Origin of the sequence: Methanoregula sp. (genome assembly GCF_035543475.1) — an archaeon.
Classification (GTDB): domain Archaea; phylum Halobacteriota; class Methanomicrobia; order Methanomicrobiales; family Methanospirillaceae; genus Methanoregula.
Genome location: NZ_DATKKA010000007.1, coordinates 43900 through 70588, shown reverse-complemented (window position 1 = coordinate 70588; position 26689 = coordinate 43900). Strand labels below are relative to the sequence as shown.

The window sequence follows — 26689 nt, the reverse complement described above, 5'->3', positions numbered from 1 at the left end:
ATATGCCACTCAAAGCCTTGGATATCTATAAACTCCTGCCTAAGAAAAACTGCAAGGAATGTGGCGATCCTACCTGTCTGACCTTCGCAATGAAACTGGCTGCCGGCAAAGCCGATATTGATCTCTGCCCTTATCTTGATGATAACGCGAAATCTGTCCTGGGAGCAACCACGCGGCCTCCGATAAAACTGGTGAAACTCGGCGTGGGCGAACGCTCGTTTGCTGTTGGCGAAGAATTTGTACTCTATCGTCATGATAAAACCTTCTACCATCCGCCGGGTCTTATGTTTGCAGTTGCAGATACCCAGAGTGATGAAGAGATTGCCGCAGTAACTGCACGGGTACGGGATGAGACCCTGACGCGCGTGGGGGCCGACCTGAAATTTAATGGGACCGCAATCATCAACACAAGCGGTACGGTAGAGAGCTACACAAAAGCGGTGGCTGCCGTGGAAAAGACCGCCGGCCTTCCGGAAGTTCTGGTCTCGGATAACCCGGCTGCACTTGCCGCAGCACTGGTAATGTGCGGGAGTTATCGTCCCCTGATCTGTGCTGCCACCCCGGAAAACTACCGGGAGGTCTGTGGACTGGCAAAACAGTACGGCTGCCGGCTTGTTATCCGGGCACCCACCCTTGAAGGGCTTGTCCAGCTCACCAAAGACTGTACCGCTGAAGGTGTTCCAAATCTTGTTCTTGATCTCGGTGCCCAGACGCTCGGGGATTTCCTCTACCGGTCCACGGCAGTCCGGCAGCTTGCCATCACCCGGGCAGTTCCTGACCTTGGTTACCCGGTGTATCTGGATGCAACGAAGTTTGAGGACGAAGATGCGGCAATAGCTCTCGGAATCGTCAAGTACGCCTCTGTTATTGTTGCAAAACCCCTCCCTCCGGCATCGGCAAAAGCAATGCTCACCCTGCGTCAGAATATCTATACCGATCCCCAGAAACCCATTCAGATGAATCCGGGCCTCTACCGTGTGGGGACACCGGGAAAGGATGCACCGGTGCTCATGACGGTCAACTTCTCCCTGACCTATTTCACCCTCCAGGGATATCTCGAATCTACCCGGATACCCTGTTATATGCTGATCGTTGATACCGAGGGGCTTTCTGTCCTCACCTCGGTGGCTGCAGGCAAGCTAAATGAATCCCTCGTCCGTGATGCGATAAAAAAATTTGGTGTCGAAGGAGAGGTTTCACATCGGAAGTTGATTATCCCGGGCTACGCCGCACCTCTGTCTGGAAGGATCGAGGAAGTAACAGGCTGGAAGGTAATGGTCGGACCGCGGGATGCTGCTGAGATCGGTGAGTTCCTCGTTCAGGAATGGAAAGCATAAATGCGCACCGTTACCTTCCTCCCCAGTTATCGTAAGATTGTTTCCCCCCGGGGAACGACCATTCTTGACGCAGCACAGCGGGCCGGCATTAATATGAATGTGGTCTGCGGGGGTGTGGGAAAATGTGGGAAATGTGTGGTTTTTGTCCAGTCCGGGAAGATCGAATTCGACCGGCAGAAATACGGACGATTTTTTACCGAAGATGAGTTAAAGAAAGGAGCATGCCTTGCCTGTGTCACCACGATCCAGGGAGACCTCCAGGTTTTTATCCCGGAAAATACGCTTATCCAAGATCAGAAGATCCTGATCGAAGGGGTAGAGACAGAGATCGAATTTCACCCATCTGTGAAAAAATACTACGTGGAGCTCCAGCCACCCACTCTTGCCGATCCGTCTCCTGACCTCTCCCGGCTCCTCTGGGGGATCCAGAAGAAGGGTGGCCCGGTTGCGGAGAAGATGTACGCCCCCCTCGAGGTAATGCGTGAGATCCCTGCCCTGCTTCGACACAGTGACTGGAAAGTGACCGGAACCATTGCACTTGTCCCGGGAGGATACCGCCTTATCGATCTCCAGGAAAACGATACATCACAGCGGCTCTACGGGGCGGCAGTAGATCTCGGCTCCACCACGGTGGTTGCCTATCTCTGGAACCTTATCTCCGGGAAGGTAGCCGGAGTCGCCTCCAATTATAACCGCCAGATCAGCTGTGGTGAGGACATCCTTGCTCGGGTTAATTATGCCCAGAAAAACGGGATTGAAAAACTCCAGACGCTTGCCGTGGAGAGCATCAACGCCGCACTTACATCAGTTGCTAATGGCGCGGGCATTGACCGCGAGGATATCTACGAGGTTGTAGTAGCAGGCAATACCGTAATGACGCACATGTTGCTTGGTATCGACCCGGCCTATATCATCAAGGAACCCTATGTTCCCGTTGTTCAGAGGGCACTCTCTGTTGCAGCAGGGCGAATTGGGATCACCTGCAACGATAACTGCGGGCTCTTCGCATTCCCTGCGGTAAGTGATTTCATCGGCGGCGATATCATTGCTGACATCCTTGCCTGCCAGATGAGCGAGAGAGAGGAGATCTCCCTCCTTGTCGATATCGGGACAAATTTTGAGGTAGTCCTGGGAAACAGCGAGTGGATGTTCTCCTGTGCCGGGGCAGCGGGACCGGCACTCGAGGGTGGCGAGGTGCTCTTTGGCATGCGGGCAAACCCCGGAGCCATTGAACAGATTACCATCGACCCGGTAACTCTTGAACCCACATACACTACGATAAACAAGATCAAACCCCGGGGGATCACCGGATCCGGTCTGATCGATATCATGGCTGAACTCCTCTCTGCGGGAGTCATCGACCGGACGGGAAGGATCAATACCGGAATAACCAACCCCCGGATCCGTACCGGTTCGCATTTCCCGGAGTACGTGGTAGCATGGGCCCGCGAGACCGATATCGGAAAAGACATCGTGATCACGGAAAATGATATCAAGAACCTGATCATGAGCAAGGCATCCATCCACGCTGCCTGCGTGACATTGATGAAAGAGGCCGGAGTCACGAGATTTGACATCGCTACCATTTATTTTGCCGGGGCCTTTGGCAACTATATCAGTAAAAAGAACGCGACGACGGTTGGCCTGATCCCGGAGATCGATCTCAACCGGATCAAGAACATCGGGAACGGGGCCGTTGCCGGGGCCAATATGGCTCTCATCAACCGCAGGCAGCGTAAACTTCTGGATGGTATTGCCGGCCGGATCGCGTACATCGAGCTCAATGCGGAATCATCGTTTATGGACGAGTATACGTCAAGTGCATTTCTCCCGCACACGGACCTCACACTCTTCCCCCGTGTCCAGGCCCTGCTCGATTCCCTGCGCGAGAAAAAAGAGGGTTAGTAATGTCAAAGATGATCCCGTCCCCCTACTCCCGAGCCACCGGTATCGGAGCACTCCCGCATACTGATCCGGTGCTTGCGTGCAATGATGTTCTCGATATCTTCCCGGAGTTCCCGTATGCTCCCACTCTTCCGGATCGGGGATTTCTTGAAGGCATAGTCTTTAACGACTCAGCCCAGCTCCCGGGCCAGATTATCAGGGAAGGCAGGCTGCTTTACGATAGTAGCCGGGACAATACTGCAGCGATGGAGCAGATATACCTAGATTTTGTTGAAGAGAATTTTGCTCCCTACGGCCTTGACGCCTTACACGCCTCCGCGTTTATTGAGATGATCGGTCGTCCACTTCCTGGTGCCCGGGTCCTTAAATGCCAGGTGACCGGGCCGGTCACGTTCGGGATGCAGGTCGTGGATACCGAGAAAAGGCCGATCTACTACGATACCCAGATGGCAGATGTACTTTCCAAGATGATTGCACTCAAGGCCCGCTGGTGCGAACATGAGATGCAGGCTCGGACGGGAATCAAAGAGACACTTGTAGTTCTCAATGAACCTTATTTTGCGTCGCTTGGCTCATCGATAGTCCCCCTTGACCGGGCAACAGTTAAGGCTGGCTGGCAGGATATTTCATCTCTTGTGAAAGGCGGTCTTGGTGTCCACTGCTGCTCAAATACGGACTGGAGTTTTGTCATCGGTCTCGATCCCTCCGTCATCTCTCTTGACGCCTATGCGACTGCCACGGAGTTTTTACTCTATTCCGACGCGGTTGCAACATTTATGGAAAGGGGAGGTGTTGTCGCATGGGGGATCGTCCCGGCCGAATACAAGCTCTTTGCAGCCGAAACTGTCGATGCGCTTTATGCGAGGTACTGCGCGATACGAACCCAGTTGACAAAAAAGATCCCCATGGACCTCTTTGATGCCCAGTCCCTGATCACGCCCAGCTGCGGTATCCGGTTCGCTGACCGGAACGGTGCCTGCGAGATCCAGCGTGCTGCAGCCGAGATCTCCCGGAGAATCCGGGCAGAAGCAAAGTTACCATGAGGGGACCATGACAACGCACCCGTTTACTATTGCACTTTCCGGAAAAGGGGGGACCGGAAAGACAACAATCAGTTCCCTTCTTGTCAGATCTTTTATCGATGCCGGCGAGATCCCGGTCCTTGCCGTGGATGCAGATCCAAACGCAAACTTCCATGAAGCACTGGGTGTAGAAGTCAAAGAAACACTGGGGAGTATGCGGGAGGAAGCGTTTTCCCGTAATATCCCGCCGGGGATGAACCGGCATGATTATGTACGGTACCGGTTCCGGCAGGCACTTATTGAGGCAAACGGTTTTGATCTGGTTGCAATGGGCAGACCCGAAGGAACCGGCTGTTATTGTTTTGCCAACGATCTCCTCTCTGAATGCATGCAGCAGCTCGAGCGGGATTATCGGTTTCTTGTGATCGATACAGAAGCAGGTATGGAGCACATCAGCAGGGGGACCATTGGAAAACCGGACGTTCTTCTGATCGTAAGCGATCCTGGTGCCCGGGGGCTCCGGACAATCGCACGGATCCGGGAAATAGCCACTCAGCTCGGACTTGAGCCGGAAAAGATCCATGTGGTCTTTAACCGGTATAAGGCAGGTACGGCCCCGGTAGATATCGGAAGTGAGACTCCTTTTGCTATTATTCCGGAAGACCCTGCAGTTGAGGCAGCAGATCTTGCGGCTACACCCGTTTCCCTTATCCCGGAATCCAGTCCGGCCCGGCGGGCAGTCCGGGAACTTGCGGAGAAAATGATAACAATGGCGCATGCGAGAGCGGGGGAGTAAACGCGGGTATTCGGGCAGGAAACTCCTAAAATAAAATTCGATACCTCCCCCTCCTCGCTGATGCTCGGAGTCGCTCGGGCGCCTCGTCGGGCCCTCGCTGGGCGAGTACGTGCATCCGGGCTTCTCCGCTGCTTACTGGTCCGTACCATTCACTGAATTTAATCACGTGTTCGGATCCCGGTAAGTGCGTAGCGCAAAACCCGACGAGTCGTTTTGCGCATCGGGCATCATTTCATTTCAGTAGCCCGGGAAAAATCCCATTTCACAATCTCACGTTTCCGGTGAAATGATCTTTTTGTTTTCTTCTGCCGCAATCATTTGATCTTTTCCCGTACTCTGTAAAAGTACCCTCCTCTCGATGGGGGGTTTAAGTAATCACCCCCCTACCGACCGATCAGACCTACACTATTCCGGGCCCAAATTGAGCCCGGATGACCCTTTCCGAGATACCATCGGAGCCCGTATCGGGCTTCATTTAAATCTAAGCCCAAATAGGCCGTATTTTGGCAAACAGACAAAATATAAGGTTCGCATAAACGCGTTTTACAGCCCGATCTCAGGCCCGGATGGGTTTTCGATCGATCCTGAAAACAAAGGCCCGTAATGGGCCGTTATTGCCCGATTATGGGCATTATATGGGGCTCAAATTAAGCGTATTTTGACAAACGGGGCCAATATAACACACATTTTCCACACGAACCGAAAAGAAGCGTTTTACGGGCGTATTTTTTAAGTACGAATTGGGGGATTTGATGAGAGAAAACCCAGTACTGGACAGCGGCAGTCCTCGTTTGGGGGGGTGCGGGGGTGACAGCCCCGCGATATCCTCACACACAACCAGAAATCTTCCGGCCCGATCCGAAGAGTTCCAGAAATGTCCGAAACACGAACCGAAGATTCCAAAAAATCTCCGGCTCGGCCGCACAAAATTTTTAGTGAAAATCTGCCCCACCCACCCCACCGCAAAAAAATTGATCGCCCCCTACCCCCCACTTCCCGCTCCGCGAAAAAACCGGTCGGGGCGATCTTTTTTGTTCCAGTACCCCAACCTGATATTCCACAGGAACTTCTCACGAGACATGATGATCGATCCGATCATTTTCAGAATCAATCGGTCCGGCCAATTTCAAAATTGATCGGGGCGACCTTTCACGCACACAGATCTGAGGTAGCCCCCCTCCCTTCACTTTATGCACCGCAAAAAAAATGATCGGACCGATCATTCTCAAAATCAATCGCCCCCACTCTCCCTTGTCCGTAAATGATATGAGGATACCTCCATGATCATTTCCGAAAAAAACTCAGCTCAGTTGCTTGAAATTTTCAAAAACGATCGGGTCATGAGATTTAAGGAATCAAAAAAGATGAGATATAAGTTTCAGGAAAGTAAAAAATCAGAGAAAAACCGCGACCGCAATTACCGTAGTCCACAGCCCGTTCTTGTCGCCCTGTGCCGACTGGCAGACATGTTTTGTCCGGATTATTTTGCCACTTGCCTTATAGGTCTGCTCGCGTTCCTGCCACGCGGCATTGGCATCGAATTCGATACCAAGCGTGGTCGCGAGCATCGTTGCCGCCAGATCTTCGGCATATTCTCCTGTCCGTTCCTGGGTTTCACCAAAGGCATGGTGCTCCGAGAGGTAACCGTACTCTTCCACATCTTTAGGAAGAGCAAGGCCAACGGCCGCTGAAACCAGCCTGTTGGGCTCATTTGTCTCGTTTCTTGCCATCACACAGAACGTGATGCCGCCAGACTGGAGTTCACGCAGGCCGGTGCGACTGGGGATCTGTTTACATTTCGGGGGAAAGATACTCGATACATACACAAGGTTGCATTTTTCGATACCGGCTTTACGCAACGCCAGCTCAAAAGACGCCAGTCGATCTTTGTGTATTCCCACCCCCTTTGTGAAAAAGATCCTCGATGGAACAAACATAATTTTTATACACCCTGAGTCCTTTTTTAATTTTTGGTCAGGATCCTCTGTACCGGGGCCGTGAGTTTGTTGAAGATTCCGTATATTATGGCCCGGACAGTGATCCGGAAACCGGAATGTCCTCAATAATGGCGAGAAGCTCGTCCATGCGATCGATCACGAAGTCTGCGCCGATAACATCCCGGGTCTTTGAAAAGCGATCCCCGTACCGCGCATAGACCGTCCGGATCCCCAGTTTTTTACAGGGTTCAATATCCCTCCGGGGGCTGTCCCCGATAAAGACCGCCTCTTCCGGCCGGGCGCCTGTTGCTGCCAGAGCAGAAAGAAACGGGTCAGGAGCCGGTTTCTTGATACCGACCCTGTCGTATGTTACCATGCAATCAAAAAAGGAGGTGAGGCCGCACTTGCCCAACCGTTGTGTTGCATCCGGGTGTTCTGCATCGGTTACCACTGCCATCGCATATCCCTTTTTGCGGATAGCAGCTAGGGTATTTGTTACACCGGGATATGGTGTAATATGGCGGAGCTTCTCGTTTGCATAGATCCGGCAGGCCCGTTCGAACATACCGTTTGTGGGAATCCGGCGTTCTTCCATGTACTGCCGGATATTTTCCGTTGACTCAAAACCGTGGGAACCGGTAAGGAAATACAGAAAGAGCTCGTCCCCATCCGCATAGCCCAGATGACGCACAACACTCTCGCAAGCGGCAATCTGTGCCCCGACGAGATCAAAAAGAGTGTTATCCATGTCGAATAAGAGAGCACGGGCCGCTCTCGTGCGGTTCTCATTCCTGAGGAATACCTGATCCACGCAGGTACGTTCCGTGCCGCAAGACCAAAATAGGATCGATAGGGGTAAGGTTTTCTTTATCACTTACCCGTTTCCTTATTGAAAAGACTCCGAACCAGCAGGACGGATCCTGTTATTTCCGGGCCACGAGGGTATGTGCTTTTGGGTCCACTTTATAGGATTTCGGACGATCAAGAAGATCGAGAGCATTGATCTTCATGTCAATGAGCTCGGAATAGTTGAATGATTCGTTGACCTTTTCACTGTTTTCTTCCCAGAAAACAACGATTCCGTTCTCCATCTTCTTGCTGCTGACAATATCGTGCATGTAATCCGATCAGCAACGGAAGGTAATGAAGATTACTGCCATCCTCCCACGGGAATCATGGCTGTTCCGGCTGCTGCCGATTATCAGAGGGATCCTGATCCTTTGAAATGGTCTTTGCAAGCGCGATTGTCCCGGTCATTTCCCCAAGATTCATGGTCTCAAGCGCCGAGGCAGGGACAAGCACTATCGTCGATTTCCCGGCCTTGAGCCCTTCATAGAGCATGTTCATTGCCCGTAAGTGGAGAGCTGTAGGATTGTTTTCATAACTTTTGGCAGCCTGCTCGAATTTCTCAGCAATCTGGCGTTCCGAATCTCCAAGGATAACCCGTGCCTGCCGCTCGCGTTCTGCCTGCGCCTGCATGGACATGGCGTCCTGAAGGGCACCGGGGATGATCACATCCCGAATCTCCACGGAGAGAATTTTAATGCCCCAGCCCCTCACCCGGCCACCTATCATGTTCTGGAGTTCGGCATCGATCGCTTCCCTGCCGGTAAGCATATCGGAGAGAATGGTCTTTCCGATCACATCCCGCAGCGCGGTCTGCGAAGCAAGGGAGATGGCGTCGCGGTAGTCCTTAACCTCAAGTGCAGCCTTCTCGACATCGACAACCTGCCAGAACAGTACCGCGTCCACATTGACCGGGACCGTATCCTTGGTCAGGGTCTGCTCGGCATTGAACGAAGTCGTGATAACCCGGAGATCGATCCAGTACGCAACCCGGCTCAGGAACGGCACGATGAAAAAGATGCCCGGTCCCTTGATCCCGACGAACCTGCCAAGGAGCAGAACAACTGCCCGCTCCCACTGGTTGGCAATCTTGATCGCCATGGCGCAGAACACGACCACGATAATCAGGACTACAACCCCCGCAAGTACATAAAAAGATGTGAAATCCATACCCTGCTACCTTCCTGTACAAGATCCTGCTATAAAGTAAGATATCTGCCGCTGCTTTTATGCATAGTGATCAAATAGACGGGATCCGGAACTTCATACAGGATCATGCCGGATTCTGTGCCGCATCTGAAAATGAGATCTCGGGGCGTATCAAAAGAAAAACGTCGTACTGGTGCCGGGCTCATGAAGGGAGAAAACAGGGTTTACAATGCCTTCTCATAACAGATCTGAGCTTCTTCGTGCTTGCCCAGCTTGTCGAGCGTTGCGCCCACATCGTTCCAGACCTCTTTTCTTGAGGGATCGATCTCAAGGGCACGTTTGAAGGAGGTCAGGGCTTCCTGGTATTTCTCCAGTTCCTGCAGGGCACGACCTTCGTGGATCCAGGCATCCACAAAATCCGGCTGGAGCGAGATCATGGCATGGAATGACTCTGCTGCTTCCTCGTACTGCCCGAGTGCCTCAAAGGCACTTCCCCGGGTAAAGTAGGCGATGGAGAACGAGGGATCGATCGCCAGCGCCCGGTCATAGGATTCAATCGCGGTTTTGTTATCATTCATGCCGGCAAAAGTCATCCCCCGGCGCGTCCAGCCGACTGCGTTTTCCGGATCGCGTTTGAGTCCTTCATCATATGCGTCCCGGGACTCGGCAAATCTCCCGAGATCATAGAGAACATTACCCTTGCCAAACCAGGAGGCCGCAAGCGTCGAATCTTTTTCAAGCGCCTTCTCAAAAGCCTCAAGCGCGTCACGGTACATCCCGAGTTCGGCAAGGGAGGTTCCCTTATGGGAGAATGCATCGGCACCATGTGTGTCAAGTTCCAGTGCCCGATCATAGGACTGGATTGCCTCACGGTACTGTTCGATTGCTGCATAGGAAAGACCGCGATCCCGGTAAAGATCGGCCGAATCCGGTTTTATTGCTATCGCCCGGTCATACTCGGTAATCGCTGCATCATAGCTGCCTTCGTCATACAATGTCCTGGCCTTCCAGTGATGCGCCTGATAGCACGAGGGGTTGACCTCGAGCGCCCGATCGAATGCCCGGATCGCTCCGTCCGGATTCTGGAGCGCGATGTAGGTTCTTCCCTTCTGGAATATCGCCTCTGCATAGCCAGGATTTACTGACAATGCCTGATCGTAGACGGTAAGTGCGTCTTTGAATTTCTCCAAGTGGAAGAGGGCCCGGCCTTTTTCGTACAGGGCTTCAGGATAGTCGTTTCTGATCCGCAGGGCAGCATCAAATGCTGCTACGGATTCCTCGTACTGCCCTTTTCCGGCAAGAGCAACTCCCTTGTAAAAGTGTGCCTCGGAAAACTGACGGTTGATCGCGAGGGCCCGGTTAAATGCATCAATGGCATCATCAACCTGTTTTCGCTTCAGGTGGGCACGCCCCTTGTAATAAAACGCATCTGCGGATTCCGGCTGAAGGGTGAGTACCTTATCAAGGACCGTGAGCGCTTCGCCAGTACGCTCAAGGTGGATCAATGCCCGTCCTTCATTGAGCAGGGCGGCAGCATAGGAAGGATTCAGGGCAAGGGCACGGTTATAACAGTCCAGTGCTTCCTCGTACAGGTCAAGATTGGCTTTTGCAATCCCGCGGTGAAGCCATGCCTCCGGGAACTCAGCCTGTTCGGCAATTGCACGGTCGAAAGACGAGATGGCCTCATGGAACATCGATACACCGCAAAGGGCCCGCCCCTTGGCATAGAATGCACGGGCACATTTCGGGTACTGGACAAGTGCTGCATCAAAGCTCTTGATAGCCTCCTGGTACCTGCCCAGTGCCAGAAGAGAAAGACCTGACTGGTAATAGGCACGCGCGTCTTTCCGGTCCAGACTGGTGGCCTTGGTATAACACGCAATGGCATCTTTATGTCGGTCAAGTGCGGCAAGCGCCATCCCTTTCCCGGTCCAGATATACGCGAAGTTCGGCCGGAGCCGAAGTGCCTGATCAAACGCAGAGACCGCATCCCCGGCTTTTTGCAACCGGAGAAGGGCCAAACCTTTGTGGTACAGTGCCTCATCATACTTGGGGCGGAGGACGAGCGTACTGTCAAAGGAAGCGACTGCTTCACTATACATGGCCATTTCAAAGAGAGTCCGTCCCTTGTAGTAATATGCGTCAGCAAATCCGTCCTGAAGATCAAGTGCCCGATCAAAGGCGGCAACAGCCTCATCGAACGTATGGAGCGCAAAATGTGCCCTCCCCATCAGATACCAGGCACTTGCATTTTCTGGGGAGATCTCCAGGGTCTTTTTATACGAATCAATGGCATCCTTGTATCTGCCAAGATCAAAGAGTACCATCCCCCGGTGAAGCCACCCTTCTATCGAATTAGGATCTGATCGGATAACCTGATCGAACGCTTCTATCGCATTGTCCAGTTTCCCGGTTGCAGCAAGGGAGATACCTTTCCGGTAGAATGCATCTGTATTGCCTGCATCGAGATCAATATTCTTGTTGAATGCAAGGACTGCCTCATCATGCCTCCCCAGTTCCGCAAGAGCGAGTCCTTTGTGGAAGTAGACACTGGCATAATTTTTATCGATAAGAAGGGTTTTGTCAAAGGTCTTGACCGCTTCCCGGAACATACCAAGTGCAAAAAGGGCCCGACCTTTCTCAAAATGGGCATCTGAAAAGACTGCGTCAATCTCCAATGCGGCGTCAAATGCCTTTACTGCATCCTCAAAACGGCCATTCCGGCTAAATGCAACACCCTGATAATAGTGGGCTTTTGCATCTGATGGACGAAGTGCGAGAGCTGCAGAATAGCAATCAATGGCATCCTGATACCGCTGGAGTTTATCGAATGAACGGGCTTTTTCGAACAGCGCATCGAAGTGCTCGGGGACAAGGTTGAGAACATGATCAAATGCAGTAACAGCCTCATCAAAATGCCGGAGCCGGGCAAGGACACAACCCTGTTCGTACCAGGCATCCGCGTTATCCGGTGTATACACTAAAAGGCGTTCAAATGTTTCTGCCGCTTCATTATACCGTTCCAGTGCAGCAAGTGAAGCTGCCTTGAAATACAGGGCGCCGGGATTTTTAGGATCACCATCAAGAGATGCATCGAGAGCGGTAACGGCCGCTTCATACTTCGCCGCATAAAAGAGCGCCCTTCCCCGTTCGAAATTCGCCACGGGATCGGAGGGTTCAATTTCGAGGACATGATCGAAGGATTCAATCGCGTCTTCGTTTTTCTGGAGTGCTGCCAGAGCCCGGCCCCGCTCAAGATATGCTCTGGCATCATCCGGCCTGAGAGCGATAGCACGATCAAACGCTGATACTGCCCCTTCATACTGGCCGGAATGCATCAATGCCTCTCCTTTGTTGACCCAGATTTCAGGAAGGCCCGGATTTAAAGCAAGGGCAGCATCGAATGCCATATCTGCCTCCTCAAAGCGTTCGAGAGCGAGAAGCGAGAGCCCGCGGAGGTATGCAGGTTCGTAATTATCGGTGATCTGGGTGAATGCAAGACGGAAGGTTTCCTGTGCTTCTCCATGACGCCCCAGTGCAGCCAGAGCCTTTGCTTTCTCAAAGAGAATCTCGCCATTTCCGGGCTCCCTGCCGAGGGCTATGTCAAACAGATGGATAGACTCATCAAACTGACCAAGCCGTGACCATGCCTTTCCTTCATTGGAGAGGAGGGCAAGATCGTGAGAGTCGATTTGGCGGGCTTTCTCAAATGCCTGCACGGCATCGTCATCCCGCCCCAGCTGCACGGCAGCAAGGCCGCTGTGGTACCAGGCTCCAAAATGATCCGGCTTTTGGGAAACCATACGGCCGTATGCAGAAATCGCATCCTCGAACCGGCCAAGATGTTCAAGTGCGAGGCCAAGGAAATAGGCGGTATCTTCAAATGAGGCGTCCAGTTCCAGAGCCCGGTCAAAAGATACAACTGCCTCCTCATAGCGTCCAAGTTCCAGAAGTGCCCGTCCTTTCTCGTAATACCCTTCCGTTTTCTTGTCATCCCGTGCAAGGGCCTCCGTAAAAGCAGCAACTGCCTCTTCGTAATTTTTGGTATGGACAAGTGCCACTCCCTTTTCGTACCAGGCCAGGTACCGGCTTTGATCCCGTGCAAGCGCATGATCAAACGCCTCAATGGCAGCGTCATACTGGCGGAGCCGTGAATGTGCATATCCTTTGGCAAACCATGCCTCATAATTTTCAGGATCAAGCCTAAGAGCTGCACTGAATGCAGTGATCGCATCGGCATACTTTTTCAGATTAGCCAAGGCCAACCCCTTGTTCAGGAACGCCGGGACACTGTTGCTGTCAATTGCTAATGCAGCATCAAATGCAGCGACCGCATCCTTGTTTTTAGAGAGTCTGGTAAGGGCAAGGCCTTTTTCGAAATAGGCAAGGGAAAAGGTCGGGTCAATCGAGGATGCCATCTCGAATGTCTCTATTGCCTGTCGATCACGTCCAAGACGGGCAAGTGCACATCCCTTGTCATAATAGGCACCGGTATATTTCCGGTTGAGAGAAAGAGCCCGGTCAAAGGAGGGGATAGCCTCTTCGTACCGCCCGAGTCCAGCGAGAGATACTGCCCGGTCATACCAGCCATTAGCATTGTCAGGGCGGAGTTCAAGGGCCTTGGTGAGAGCATCAATAGCAGCCTTCAGATCCCCTTCGGAGAGAAGTGCACTGCCCTTCCTGAACCAGGCCGCAGAGCACCCGGGATCAGCCGTAATGACCCGGTCAAAGCATCCGATTGCATCCGGATAGCGGTGCAGACCGGCAAAGGTCTTGCCTTTGCGGTACCATGCCGTACTGTTCTCCGGTATCAGGGCAAGTGTGCGGTCGAATGCTTCCAGAGCACCGTCAAGCTGTTCCTGTTCGAGAAGAACGGTCCCTTTAAGGAGCCAGACATCAGAAAGGTTGTTTTCAATTGCAAGAGATTCATCAAGCGCCGCAAGAGCTTCATCCGGCCGGGCCATTTTTGCAAGCATCCTCGCCTTCTGATAGAGCACTCCTGCATTCTGTGGCTCTGTTTTAAGAATCGAATCAAACGCAGACAGTGCTGGTGAGTAACGGCTCAACCCGGCATAAGCAAGGCCGGTATGGAACAGTGCATCGGTAATCGTTGAATCGTGTTCGAGTGCATGGGCAAACGAGCGGATTGCTTTTTCATACTTGCCCTGATCAAAAAGTGCCATTCCCTTCCGGTAATGCGCCTGAGCGTGGGCAGGAACAAACTGAATGGCCTGGTCGAACGCATCTATGGCTCCGGAATAATTCTTCAGTCTGGAGAGAGCGAGCCCTTTTTTAAACGCTGCCTCAGGGTAGGTGGGGTCAAGCCCGAGAACCGTGTCATATGCCTGAACAGCCTCGTCATCGTTTCCAAGCAAGGAGAGTGCCTCTCCTTTAAAGAAGGCTGCATCCACGGATTTTGGATCAATCTGTAATGCCTGATCGAATGCCAGAACCGCTCCTGTACCATCCTTCTGGGTAAGCAGCACGCTTCCCTTGGCAATCCAGATGAATATGTTTTCCGGTTCCAGTGCAAGTGCCCGGTTAAACGAGTCGAGCGCCGGTGAAAAATCATTGATCTCCTTAAGGGCGCGACCACGGTAATACAGGAGAACCGCGGTCTCGGAGCCAAGAGTCAGGGCCAGATCAAACGCGTTTACTGCATCCTGATATCGTTCCAGCATAAAGAGGGCAAGAGCCTTCCGGAACGCATAATCCTGTATGGTGGGAGCAAGATCCAGTGCCCGTTCAAATGCCGGCAATGCCTCATCAAATTGCTCCTTTTCAAAAAGAACAAGCCCCTTCTGATACCATGCGGCTGCACACTCTCCATCCAAGTTAAGAGCTTGTTCGAATGATTCCTGCGCTTCGTTGTGCAGACCCAGGTGCGAATAAGCAATGCCTTTATAGTAGCATGCAGCGGTGTTTTTCCCGTCAAGTGCCAGCAGCTTGTCAAAGATCGCAATTCCTTCTTCCCACTTCCCGTTATGCAGGAGGGATTTGCCCCGGTACATCAGGGTAAAAGGATCGTTTGCTTTTCGTTTTTGCGCCTTTGCAAAAGATTCTGCTGCTTCTTTGAACCGGTTAAGCCGGTAGAGGGCATATCCCTTACAGGAATAGCTTTTCGCATTTGCGGCGTCTACTTCTATGGCCCGATCGAGGGATATCACGGCATCCTCGTACCGGGCGAGACAGACAAGCGCCGTACCCATGACAAAATGGGCTATGACGTTCTCAGGATCGAGGGCAATAACGCGCTCAAACTGGGTGACGGACTCTTCATAGCGCCGGAGCATGACAAGGGACTGTCCTTTTTTAACCAATGCACCGATGTGGTTGCTGTCCAGCTCCAGTGCTCCATCAAAGGAGACAATAGCATCCTCGTACTTTTCAAGAGCAAAGTATGCACATCCTTTCTCGTAAAGAATAACCGGGCTCTTTATCCCCAGGTTCAGATACCGGTCGAAAACTTCTACGGCATCCTCATATTTTCCAAGGCGGGAAAGAACAAGTCCTGCCTGTTCCAGTGCATCAGCATTTTCGGGATTAATCTTGAGGGTTTTTGCGAAAGCACCGATAGCCTTGTCCTCGCGGTGGAGTTCAACATACGCACGACCGAGATGATAGAAATTATCAGCATCTCCAGGATCTGCCGCACACGCATCTTCGAATGCCGCTGCTGCTTCTTTGAAGCGTTTCAGAGATTCAAGGGAATGACCTTTTGCGGATAGTATCGTCGCGTCACCCGGGGTGATCGCCAGAGCATTATCAAAAGCGATAATGGCCTCTTCATTTTTCCCTCCAGCAGCAAGAGCCCGCCCTTTATGGAAGTATGCCGGGGGATAATCCGATACCTGCCCAAGGACATGGTCAAATGCTGTGACTGCTTCTTCATACCGCTGGAGCTCAATCAGGCCTATGCCCAGGTCAAACCACGCATGCGTGTTGACGGGATCAAGTTCAAGGGAGCGGGAGAAGGCCGGTACAGCATTCATATATTTTTTCAGCGATGAGAGAGCCACCCCCTTATAATACCAGGCCTCAGCAAATTCAGGCTGAATGACAATAGCCATATCTGATGCCTGAACTGACTCGTCGTCCTGTCGCAGATTGTGCAACGCTATTGCCTTATTGAGAGCCGACTCTGCACTTTTTGGATCGTACCGGAGTGCCTGCTCGAATGAAGTGATGGATTCCTGATACATTCCCTGTGCAGCAAGGGCGACACCCCGCAGATGCCAGGCAGCACCATGGTCTGGTGCAAGAGTTAATGCCCGGTCAAAAGCCTGTATCGCCTCTCCATATCGTTCGAGTTTTAACAGCGACGCCCCGCGATGATAAACGACTTGTTCGAGATGTGAATCGATCCGTTCCGCAAAAGTCAAAGATTCAATAGCATCATCGTACCTGCCGAGTTCATACTGGGCTAAACCTTTGTACTGGAGAGCATCAGCAGAAGACGGGTTTAGCTTCAATGCATGATCACAGGCATCAATCACTTCATCGTAATCGCCAAGGTCGAACTGTGCCCTGCCTTTCAGGAGCCATGCCTCGGTATTATCAGGGTGATCAAGAAGAATTTTTTTGAATTCTTTTACCGCATCGCGGAACCGGCCCTGAGATGTGAGGATTTCGCCCTTATGTATACGTGCCTGAATACAGTCCGGCTGCAGGGTTAGCGCCCTGTCATAGGAGAGAATCGAGTTTTCAGACTGATTCATTCCCTCGAGTGCACGGCCTTTCAGATAATGAATCTGCGCATTTTCCGGATCTCCCGCAAGCGCCCGGTCCAACGCATCAATTGCCGCCAGGTGCCGTCCCAGATGAAGAAGGAGCAGTCCCTGATATCTCCATGCATCAGGGAAATCCTGACGAATCTCTGTTGCCCTTACGGTAGCGGTAAGGGCATCCTCATCCTGCCCAAGGTTATGCAGGGACATTGCCTTGTTGAGTGCCGATTCAGCGCTTCCCGGATCACATTCAATGGCGCGATCATACGCATAGATAGAATCCTGGTATAAACCCTGGGCTGTAAGCGCAACACCCCTGAGGTGATGCGCCGGAGCATAGCGGGGCATGAGAGCAAGAGCTGCATCGAATGCCTGTACCGCTTCACGATAACGTTCCAGCTTCAGAAGCGAAGCTCCACGGTGGAAGCGGGCAAGATCGAGATGAGGGTCATTCTCAAGGGCCTGATCAAAAGAGAGGAGGGATTCCTCATATCGCCCCAGTTCATACAATGCAAGGCCTTTGTGATACAGCGCATCCGGATAGGTTGACTCGATTTCGAGTGCATGGTCGTATGCATCGATTGCATCAAGATACTGGGCCGAGTCAAAAAGTGCCCGACCCTTCTGGTACCATGCGTGGAAGTTATGGGGATTCTCACCAATAGTCCGATCAAAATCACGAATGGCATCGGCAAACCTGCCAAGATTATAAAGAGAGATGCCCTTTCGCATCCGCGCCTCGGAATACCGGGGCTTAAGGATAAGAGTCTTTTCAAAAGCGGCGACTGCTTCCTGATGCCTCCCAAGACCATCCAGTGCCCGTCCTTTCTGGAAATAGACCAGCGCATTCTCAGGGTCATAGACCAATGCGCGGTCAAATGCTTCAAGAGCATCCTGATATCGTCCGAGTTTGGAGAGCGCGACGCCTTTGAAATAATACCCGGGAGAATTACTGGTGTCTTTTTCAAGATTCTTCTCAAACGCTTCGATAGCTTCCGCAAACCTTCCGAGTTTGGAGAGCGCGACGCCTTTGGAATAATAGACTTCGGTATAAGCCGGCTCCTTCTCAAGGGCTCGATCAAATGCGGCAATTGCATCCTGGTACTTCCCAAGGTCCAGGAGCATTTTTCCCTTGTTGTACCATGCTGGTGCATAGGATTCTTGTATTTTTAAGGTCGCATCGAATGCAGTCAGTGCATCTTTTGACCGACCTAAGCTTGCCAGGGAAAGACCCATATGGTAATGGGCTTCGCTGTTATTGGGATCAATTTCAAGAAGTACTTCAAAAACATGGAGTGCTTCTTCAACCCGGTTAATTTTCTCAAATGCTAATCCCTTGTACAGGAAGGCGACCGTGCTCCGCTGGTTCAGGGCAACAGCATTATCGAATGCATCAATGGCATCCTGATATCTTCCCAGTTCAAAGAGAGCCCGGCCGTTTTTGATCCAGCCTTCTTCATGATCCGGATCAATCCTCAATGCCTCTCCAAATGCATCCGCTGCCTCCCCGGTCCGTCCCAGCAGTCCAAGGGCATCTCCCTTCCGCATCCAGATATCACCAAGTCCCGGATTGATCTCAAGGGATCTGTTAAATGCAGTGACTGCATCAGGAATCCGGCCGAGATCAAAGAGCAAGTTTCCCTTCCGGGCCCATGCGTCCGCATTGGCCGGGCTTATTTCGAGAACCTTCGTATAAACTGCAAGTGCTTCCTGTTTTTTTACCAGATGTTCAAGTGCAGCCCCTTTTTGCATCCAGATGCCGATAATATTCGGGTTTAACGACAGGACGCGATCGAACGTCTCAAAAGCCTCGGCATACCGCTGGAGTACCATAAGTGATTCCCCGCGGCAGAGAAGTGCCTCCATCTGTGACGGATTTGCAGCGAGACTACGGTTGAGAGCAGCAACGGCCTCATCGTGGCGCCCGAGCCGGGCCTGAGCAATCCCCAGATACATGAACGCATCGGTCTGCGAGGGATTCATCATTATGGCGGTATTGAGTGCTGCAATTGATTCTTCGTACCGGTGGGACTGCAGATATGCGATGCCCTGATAATAGTACGTTGCGGCATTTGTCGTATCAAGAGCTAATGCATCGGAAAATGCCTGTATGGCATCATCGTAACGGTCACATTCAACCAGCGATATTCCCCGGTAATGATGTGCAAGTGCATTTGCCGGATTGAATTCAAGAGAATGCTCAAATGCTACGATGGCCTCATCGTACCGCTCCCTTCCCGCATATGCAATACCGAGGTAATAGAATGCCTGGGAGTTCTCCGGTTCAAGGATAACCAGCCGTTCGAACGTTTTTATGGCATCTTCATATCGTTCGCGCTGGGCAAGAGCAATCCCCTTCTGATACAGGATCCGGGAATTATCAGGTTCAATTTCCAATGCCTGATCGTAGGATATGACTGCTTCCAGCTGCTTGCCGAGTCTGGCGAGAGCATTACCTTTCTCAAAGAACGCTTTGGCACACCTGCGGTTGAGCTCAAGAACCCGTTCGAATGCCCGGACTGCTTCCTCGAAACGTGAAAGTTCGGCAAGCGAAACACCCTTGTAATACCATGCCTGATCATCGCGTGGTACCGCTTCCAGGGCGCGATTAAGAGTGGTAATCGCATCCTCATACCTGCCAAGAGCAACAAGCGCAATTCCTTTCCGAATAAGCGCCGGGCTGTTTTTGGGAGAGAGTTCAATAACCCGGTCATAGGCCTCGAGCGCCTCATGTGCTGAACCGAGCCGGGCATAGCAAAGTCCTGCAGAGAGCCATGCATCGATAAGGGTGGGATCCTGTTCCACCGCAGATTCAAAGGAGACGACCGCCTCCTTCCAGCGCGACAGCTGCATGAGGGCCACTCCCTTTTCATAGAGAGCCGAGGTGTTCTGCGGTGAGAAAGAGAGCACGGCATCGTAGGCTGCAACAGCATCAGAATAGCAGCCCTGTTTAAAGAGTATTTCCCCCCGGTGGTACAGGGCAAGGGTGTGAGTCGGATCAATTGCTATTGCATGATCAAATGCGAGGAGTGCGTCGTCAAGCATTCCTTGTTTTGCAAGGGTAACTCCCTTGTTATAGTATGCATTGACGTAATTGGGATATATTTCGGTAGCCTGATTGAACGCTTCAATGGCAGGTTCGAGCTGATCAGCCTTTAAAAGGGCACAGCCCTTATCGTAGTAAACCTGCGCATTATCTGGTTTTAAGGCAATGCTCTTGTTGAATGCTTCAAGTGCATCTTCGATCCTGCCGGTCCTGACCAGGAGCTGCCCTTTCTGGTGATATGCCTGCGCATTTCCCGGATTTTCGTTCAGGGTCCGTTCGAATTCCTGAAGGGCATCTTCACTTTTTCCGAGTTTTGCAAGAGCAAATCCCTTGTGATAGATGGCATCTGAATAATCCGGCCGGATCTTCAGTGCCCGGTCATACGCGGTAACAGCATCATCGAAGCGGCCGAGACTGGTTTCGGCAAGCCCTATCTGGTATGCCGCCGATGCGCAACCAGGATCAATTCCAAGAGTATGTTCAAAAGCACTAATTGCCTCATCCAGCCGGCCGAGACGGGAAAGCACGATACCCCGGAAATAGGAAGCGCCCGCGTGATCCCCCTGCGCAGCGATGATCCGGTCAAATGATCCGAGTGCGTCTTCGTACCTGCTCAGATGGATGCAAGCGACACCCCGGCTGTATATGGCATCAGTATTTTCCGGTTCCTTTGCAAGCACCCTGTCGAAATCTGCTACAGCCTCGCGGAATCTGCCAAGATGCTGGTTTGCCTTGCCCCGTAAAAAATTGACTCCGCTATTCTGTGGTGCGAGCTCTGCTGCCTTGTCCAGTGCATATTTCGCATCATCGTAGCGTTCCAGTTCGAAGAGCGCAAAACCCTTGTAAATCCAGGCATCCGGTGCAAGGGGATTCTGCTCGATTGCATGATCAAGTGATGTGACTGCGTCGGCAAACTTCTTTATCCGGAACTGGGCGATCCCCCGGATCACCCATATATCTGCATGATCCGGTTCAGATGCAAGGAAGGTCGTGGCTGCCTCTACAGCTCCGGGATAGTCCTCCTGTTTTGCGAGGATGAACGAGCGGTAATACCAGACCCAGGGGTCAGATGGGTCAATTGCCTGAGCCTGTTCAAAGGCACCAAGTGCCTCGTTGTACCTCCCAATCTCGTACAGGGAGATACCCATGTTATAGAACGCCTTTGCGTATTCTGGTACAATCTCGATTGCCTTTCCGTACGCGACAATCGCATCCTCGTGCCTGCCGAGATCGGCAAGAGCGATCCCCTTATTGTAATAGACTTTGGCATGGGTTGGATCGATAGTAAGAGCATGGTCATATGCAGAAATTGCATCCTGATAACGGCCCAGTTCATAGAGTGAAATCCCTTTGAGGATCCATGCCTCCGCATTATCAAACTTCAGGGCAATAAGGCGGTCGCAGGCATCCAGCGCCTCCTTGTTCCTGCCAATCTGGGCGAGAGTTGCGGCTTTGTTGTACCATGCATTGATATCGGAGGGATCAAGGGCAAGGGCGTTGTCATAAGAATCGATAGCTGCATCGTATCTGCCCAGATCGTAGAGGGCAATTCCCTTGAAATAATGGGCTTTGGGTAGTCTGGGGTAGAGCGTAAGAGCCCGATCAAACATTACCACAGCTTCCTGGTGCCTGCCGAGATCATAAAGTTCGATACCCTGCCGCATCAGTGCTTCAGCATCACTTCTGCTCATGGATTATTGTCGCCCCTCTCGTCACTCACAAACATTTTTTTGCGCCGCATGACGTATATACGCGTGGGAAAACGCGGCTTATACCCTTTCCGGTATTTATATGTACATCACTATTTATGAATACTATTTTTAAGCCCCCCTTATATGGCATTATCCGCAGGTTGTCTGTATCTACTTGCGAAGGGTTTGCATAACCTCTCCCAGCCTCCTGATCCCTTCACAAATCTGATCCGGGTTGCTGTTGGAGAAATTCAACCTGATAGTATCTGTTCCTCCACCGTCCACATAAAATGGAATTCCCGGAAGTACTGCCACTCCTTTTTTGAGTGCATGGCTGAAAACATCCATGGAGGAGCTGCCTTCGGGCAGGGTAATCCAGACAAACATACCTCCCCTGGGCTCGGTCCAGCGCACATCTGAAGGCATTTCTTCCTGAATCGACGCGATCATGCACTCAGCCTGGCTGCAGTACGCGGAGCGAATTCTCGCTATATGAGCGTCGAGATCGTTCTCTTCGAGATAGCGTGACACAATTCTCTGTGAAAGATAATTAGAGTGGAGATCAGAAGCCTGCTTCGCAACAATCAGCTGTTCCATAATCTGCCTTGGGGCGCAGACCCAGCCAAGACGCATACCGGGAGACAGAATTTTTGAAAACGAGCCGGTAAGTATGGTCTGGTCCGGCAGGTAATGTTTGAGAGGAGGAAGGGCATTTCCTGAAAACTGGAGTTCGCCATATGCGTCATCCTCGACAACGATAGTGCGAGTTCCCTGAAGGATGTCAGTACATGCCTTACGATACCCGGCTGAGTACGTTATTCCGGATGGATTTTGTGAATTGGGGATACCATAAAAAAGTCTGATGTCATTCCCGGTGATAGCTGATTCAAAGGCATCCAGATCGGGCCCTTCAGAGGTAAGGTCTAACGGGATAAAGGAAGGTTCATAAAGCGAAAAAACCTGAATCGCACCCAGGTATCCCGGTCGTTCGATTGCAACCTGGTTCCCGGGATCGATCAAAATCTTCCCTATGAGATCCAGGCATTGCTGCGAACCGTTGGTGATAAGGATCTCATCAGGAGAAATCGTAAGATCCAGACGCTTTTTGTACCTGTCTGCGATAAACTGCCGAAGCGGGTAATAGCCTTCAGTAGTAGAGTACTGAAGAGCAGTTCTGCCGTCGTTCTTAAAAACATCTGCAGCAGCACGAGCCAGCCCGTTGACATCGATCAGAGCGGGGTTGGGAAGACCGCCTGCAAAGGATATAATCTCAGGATTTTCTGTAACTTTCAGGATCTCCCGGATAAATGATTTCGGGGTTCTCTGCATCCTGTGGGCAAACTGACAGATCCCGGCAGAGGATCCATCTTCGAAATTATGCATGGATACTTCTTTTTTTTGCATGAAATGCGGTCCCTTCTCGCAATTTCTGTCAATATTATTGCACGAATAAAGTAATAAACCCAGAAGATGACGGAAAATTTTAAAAAGATATTTTGCAGAACACTTTTTCCCCGGAGAACACTTCAAAAGACTTTTTACCCTGAGCTGCGCACCGTTTCACAGGTACGTTGTATGACCATCATAAAGAGTATTGATATCATCTCATGGGCAAAGATCCATGCGTTATTCGGTATCGTGTTCGGCCTGATCTATGGGATCCTGTTTGCTATTATGGGTGCCGCAATCGGGGCCAAATACAGTCTGCCGGGTGCAACAACCCTGGGTCTGCTCTCTATTATTGTCTTCCCGATCATCTTTGGGATCATGGCATTTATCTGTGGTGCGATTCTGGCTTTCCTGTACAACATATTTGCAAGCAACATCGGTGGAATCGAGATCGAACTTGCAGAGAAAAAAGCATAATCCTCTTTTTAACTTTCACATCTCAGCAAAAACCTGATGGCAACAGGGCTCGACCAACATTCCTAAGCAGTACATTCGTTTTTCGGGAGAATCCGATCCTTAAAGTGTGGTATCCCACCAAACTTTATGTACAGGCTGTTCCGGAACACTCCTATGGATGTTGGCGATGGTTGCGGGTTATCACCCCGCAAGGTCGAATACCTTAAGTTTCTTCACGGGAAAGGCAGGCGGGTGCGGACTACAGATATTGCCCGCGAGTTCGCAGTTGATCCTTCAACGATTACCAAAATGATCGCAGAGCTCTGCGCCGATGGACTGGTGACTCATGAGCCTTACCATGGGATCGGCCTCTCTGGCGAAGGTAAAAAGTATGCGGACTATCTTGTCAAACGCCACCGGATACTAAGCCTGATGCTCACCCACTATGGTTTCACCCACGAACAGGCCTGTAAAGAAGCCTCGCGCTTTGAAGCACTGGTAACAAAAGAAGCCATCGACAGGATCTGTACTGCGATGGGTCATCCGCGCCTGGGGGTCTGTGGGGCGATCACCCATGATGAGGGCTGCCTTGGAAAAGAGTCGATACACTGATCTCATGGCCCCGCCCCCTTTTTTATTTGATAAAACATGGAGAGAATTTTGGGGAGAGACCACATTTTTCATAACTGTTATATGATCGCCATGCGAACTTCCCTCCACACTCCCGTCGGGGAATAAAGGATTTGCATGACTCCCTTATCGAAGAAAACAATGCTGGCAGGTGCACTGATACTGGCAGTCCTCTTTTTTGCCCTTGTCATATACCTGCTCTTTTTCTCAGGCTTACCGTCAACATCTGCCCCGGCCATAGGGCCATCGGGTAAACTCCAGGTGATCACTTCATTTAGGCCTATCACCCTGCTCGTTGTTCCTGTTGCCGGCGATTATGCGCAGGTTACCCAGATTCTCCCTCCCGGTGCAGAACCCCATGAATATGAACCCACACCCGCTGACGCGATAACGCTGGCTCGCGGAAAGATCCTTTTTTATGACGGCCCCACAATGGAACCCTGGGCCGAGAACCTGGCCACAGCAGCCAACCCGGACATTACCCGGGTATCTTTTATTTCTGCAATACCCCCGACGGTCCTCGCGCAGATGAATGGTACCAACCCGGAGTTTCCCGATATGGCGCAGGATCCTCATCTCTGGCTCTCACCTCCGCTCGCAGAATATTTCGTCAGCTCCGTGGCAGATCACCTTGCAGCAGCTGATCCCGCCAACGCAACAGGGTACCATCGGAACGCTGATGCTTTCATTGCCCGGCTCAAAAACCTCAACTATGATTATGCAACGGGTCTCTCAAATTGCACAACAAGGACATTTTTGACCTCCCATGCATTCCTTGATTATCAGGCAGCGGCGTACAACCTGACAGCACTGTCCATTACCGGCTTAAGCCCGGATGCTGAACCTTCGGTGCGGCAGATGGCAGAGATCCTCAATGAATCAAAGACGGATAATGTCCAAGGAGTACTTGCCGAAACCGACGAGGTTCAGGCACTCAGCCAATCCGTAGCAACCGAGCTTGATCTTCCGGTATATTCCTACGATACCATGGAAATCCTGCCGGCCGGCCAAGAAGACCAGAGTAACAATGACTACGTGAACGTTATGGAACATAACCTTGGGCAGATGAGGCAGGCACTTCAATGCCGGTAATTGTAGCGCATGATCGGCCGGTCTGCCTCTGGGCAGAAAACATCAGTTTTTCCTATAGCGGCGACCGTGTCCTTGAAAATATCTCGCTTGCCATTCGCCAGGAAGAGTTCGTCGGGATCGCCGGCCTGAACGGGGCGGGAAAGACCACACTCTTAAAGGTCCTTGTCGGTCTGCTCCGGCCGGATACCGGTACCGTCACATTTTCCTGCCATCAGGGAGACTGCAAAGGCAGGTCCCCCTGCCGTCCCTGTATCGGGTATGTTCCCCAGCAGGCAGCGCTGCGCCAGCAACAGTTCCCGGTAACCGTTCGCGAGGTCGTTGCGATGGGAACCTACGGGCAGTCCGGTCTCTTTTCCCGGCCGACAAAAAACGATCTTAAAGCCATTGATGCTACGATAGCAGAGGCCGGGCTTTCCCGTATATCCGGGGAGCTCTTTTCCGATCTCTCCGGCGGTCAGCAGCAGCGGGTACTAATCGCCAGGGCCCTGGCAGGAAACCCTCACATCCTTGCACTTGATGAACCCACGAGCGGCATCGATGCAAAAAGCAAGGAGGAATTCTATGCACTCCTTTCCCATCTTCATTCCACACACAAGCTCACCGTTCTCCTCATCCTCCATGATCTCACAGAACTTTCACGGACAATGGAACGGATCATCTTTTTGCATCATCGGATCCTCTTTGACGGACCCGCCGCTGAGCTTGGGGCGGATGGGCTCTGGAACCTGATGGTACAGGCAGGTAAAGGATAAGGAGGGAGATGGATGGTTCTCGAGTTTTTGATGTTCAAGTTCGGCATACGGGCACTCATCGGAGGTCTCATTGTAGCGGTTACCTGCGCAGGCCTTGGGGTCTTTATCGTGTTGCGCCGGCTCTCGCTTATCTCAGATGGCCTCGGCCACGTAGCTTTCGGAGGAATTGCACTTGGATTCTGGACCGGGATCTATCCCCTCTACACCGCAGTCGCTTCGGTTATCGCGGGGTCACTTGGCATTCACGCTCTTGGAAGACTCCGCGTTGCCTCCGATGCGGCAATTGCCATCATGTTCTCTGCCGGCCTTGCGATCGGTGTTGTCCTTATCAGTCTGGCCCAGTCCGCACCGGCCGATCTTCTTTCCTACCTCTTTGGTACCATCCTTGGGATCAATGACAACGATGTCTACCTTGCAGCAGTGCTGGGCGTCATCGTGCTTGTTATTCTAGCCCTGCTCTGGAAGGAGTGGATCGGGATCACTCTCGATCCGGACTTTGCCCGCGTCGCCGGTAACCGCCCTTGAGATTCTCTTTACGATCCTTGTCGGCCTCACCGTAGTTGTAGCTACCCGCCTTGTGGGAGTGCTCCTGGTCTCTAGCCTGATGGTGATCCCGGCGATTGCGGCCATCCAGCTCCGTCTCCCTTTCCGGCGTACAGTCCTTGCCGCCATCAGTATTGCCATCGCTTCAGTTATCATCGGACTCCAGCTCTCGTTCTCTTATAACCTTGCATCCGGGGGTGCAATTGTCCTTGTCACCATAGGGTTTTTCATCATCACGGTCCTCATTGCCCGCCTCTGGCCAAGGGTAAAACGGGAACTGCCGGTTGAACCATGGGTGCATCAGTGTACAGCGGACTGCAGGCAGGCGGTCGAACCGGGCACGCCCGGAAAAGATTGACTACATGGATACA

The 26689-nt window shown here is 51.9% G+C and carries 14 protein-coding genes and 1 pseudogene; 9 read left to right on the top strand and 6 right to left on the bottom strand.

Translation table 11 applies throughout. The features are described 5' to 3' along the window. The first annotated feature begins 2 nt into the window (after positions 1-2). Genes acsC through VMS83_RS02425 form a run of 4 tightly spaced genes read left to right on the top strand, consistent with a single transcriptional unit; the run spans position 3 to position 5060 of the window. The gene (gene acsC / locus VMS83_RS02440; protein ID WP_325409534.1) at positions 3-1337 is read left to right on the top strand and encodes an acetyl-CoA decarbonylase/synthase complex subunit gamma; all 1335 of its coding nucleotides are present in this window, start codon (positions 3-5) and stop codon (positions 1335-1337) included. Next, positions 1338-3242, top strand: coding sequence for an ASKHA domain-containing protein (locus VMS83_RS02435; protein ID WP_325409531.1), 1905 nt, complete (start codon positions 1338-1340; stop codon positions 3240-3242). Between the two features lie 2 nt (positions 3243-3244). Then, positions 3245-4285, top strand: coding sequence for a hypothetical protein (locus VMS83_RS02430; protein ID WP_325409529.1), 1041 nt, complete (start codon positions 3245-3247; stop codon positions 4283-4285). 7 nt (positions 4286-4292) lie between these two features. Then, positions 4293-5060: an AAA family ATPase gene (locus tag VMS83_RS02425; RefSeq protein ID WP_325409527.1), complete on the top strand. Its 768-nt coding sequence runs from the start codon at positions 4293-4295 to the stop codon at positions 5058-5060. Between the two features lie 1394 nt (positions 5061-6454). Here VMS83_RS02425 and VMS83_RS02420 read toward each other — a convergent pair. The 6 genes from VMS83_RS02420 to VMS83_RS02395 form a co-directional block, all read right to left on the bottom strand. Beyond that, positions 6455-6997 carry a pyruvoyl-dependent arginine decarboxylase gene (locus VMS83_RS02420; protein ID WP_325409525.1) on the bottom strand — a complete coding sequence of 181 codons (543 nt, stop codon included), beginning with the start codon at positions 6995-6997 and terminating at the stop codon, positions 6455-6457. Positions 6998-7082: 85 nt separating this feature from the next. Then, positions 7083-7808: an HAD-IA family hydrolase gene (locus VMS83_RS02415; protein ID WP_325409523.1), complete on the bottom strand. Its 726-nt coding sequence runs from the start codon at positions 7806-7808 to the stop codon at positions 7083-7085. Between the two features lie 112 nt (positions 7809-7920). Next, on the bottom strand, positions 7921-8115 hold the full coding sequence (locus VMS83_RS02410) for a hypothetical protein (protein ID WP_325409521.1): 195 nt from the start codon (positions 8113-8115) through the stop codon (positions 7921-7923). Positions 8116-8170: 55 nt separating this feature from the next. Then, on the bottom strand, positions 8171-9013 hold the full coding sequence (locus tag VMS83_RS02405; RefSeq protein WP_325409519.1) for a slipin family protein: 843 nt from the start codon (positions 9011-9013) through the stop codon (positions 8171-8173). A 203-nt stretch (positions 9014-9216) separates the two neighbouring features. Beyond that, positions 9217-21456, bottom strand: a complete 12240-nt coding sequence (locus tag VMS83_RS02400; protein ID WP_325409517.1) for a tetratricopeptide repeat protein — start codon at positions 21454-21456, stop codon at positions 9217-9219. A 171-nt stretch (positions 21457-21627) separates the two neighbouring features. Beyond that, positions 21628-22986: a PLP-dependent aminotransferase family protein gene (locus tag VMS83_RS02395; protein WP_325409515.1), complete on the bottom strand. Its 1359-nt coding sequence runs from the start codon at positions 22984-22986 to the stop codon at positions 21628-21630. A gap of 45 nt (positions 22987-23031) precedes the next feature. Between VMS83_RS02395 and VMS83_RS02390 the strand changes: the two genes are divergently transcribed. The 5 genes and pseudogenes from VMS83_RS02390 (at position 23032) to VMS83_RS02370 (ending at position 26676) form a co-directional block, all read left to right on the top strand. Then, the gene (locus VMS83_RS02390) at positions 23032-23322 is read left to right on the top strand and encodes a hypothetical protein (protein ID WP_325409513.1); all 291 of its coding nucleotides are present in this window, start codon (positions 23032-23034) and stop codon (positions 23320-23322) included. A gap of 153 nt (positions 23323-23475) precedes the next feature. Further along, positions 23476-23913, top strand: a complete 438-nt coding sequence (locus VMS83_RS02385; protein WP_325409511.1) for a metal-dependent transcriptional regulator — start codon at positions 23476-23478, stop codon at positions 23911-23913. Between the two features lie 135 nt (positions 23914-24048). Beyond that, the gene (locus tag VMS83_RS02380) at positions 24049-25023 is read left to right on the top strand and encodes a metal ABC transporter solute-binding protein, Zn/Mn family (RefSeq protein WP_325409509.1); all 975 of its coding nucleotides are present in this window, start codon (positions 24049-24051) and stop codon (positions 25021-25023) included. After that, positions 25014-25775: a metal ABC transporter ATP-binding protein gene (locus VMS83_RS02375; RefSeq protein ID WP_325409506.1), complete on the top strand. Its 762-nt coding sequence runs from the start codon at positions 25014-25016 to the stop codon at positions 25773-25775. Before VMS83_RS02380 ends, VMS83_RS02375 begins: the two co-directional genes overlap by 10 nt. Positions 25776-25787: 12 nt before the next feature. Further along, a pseudogene (locus VMS83_RS02370) lies at positions 25788-26676 on the top strand (metal ABC transporter permease). Positions 26677-26689: the final 13 nt, after the last annotated feature.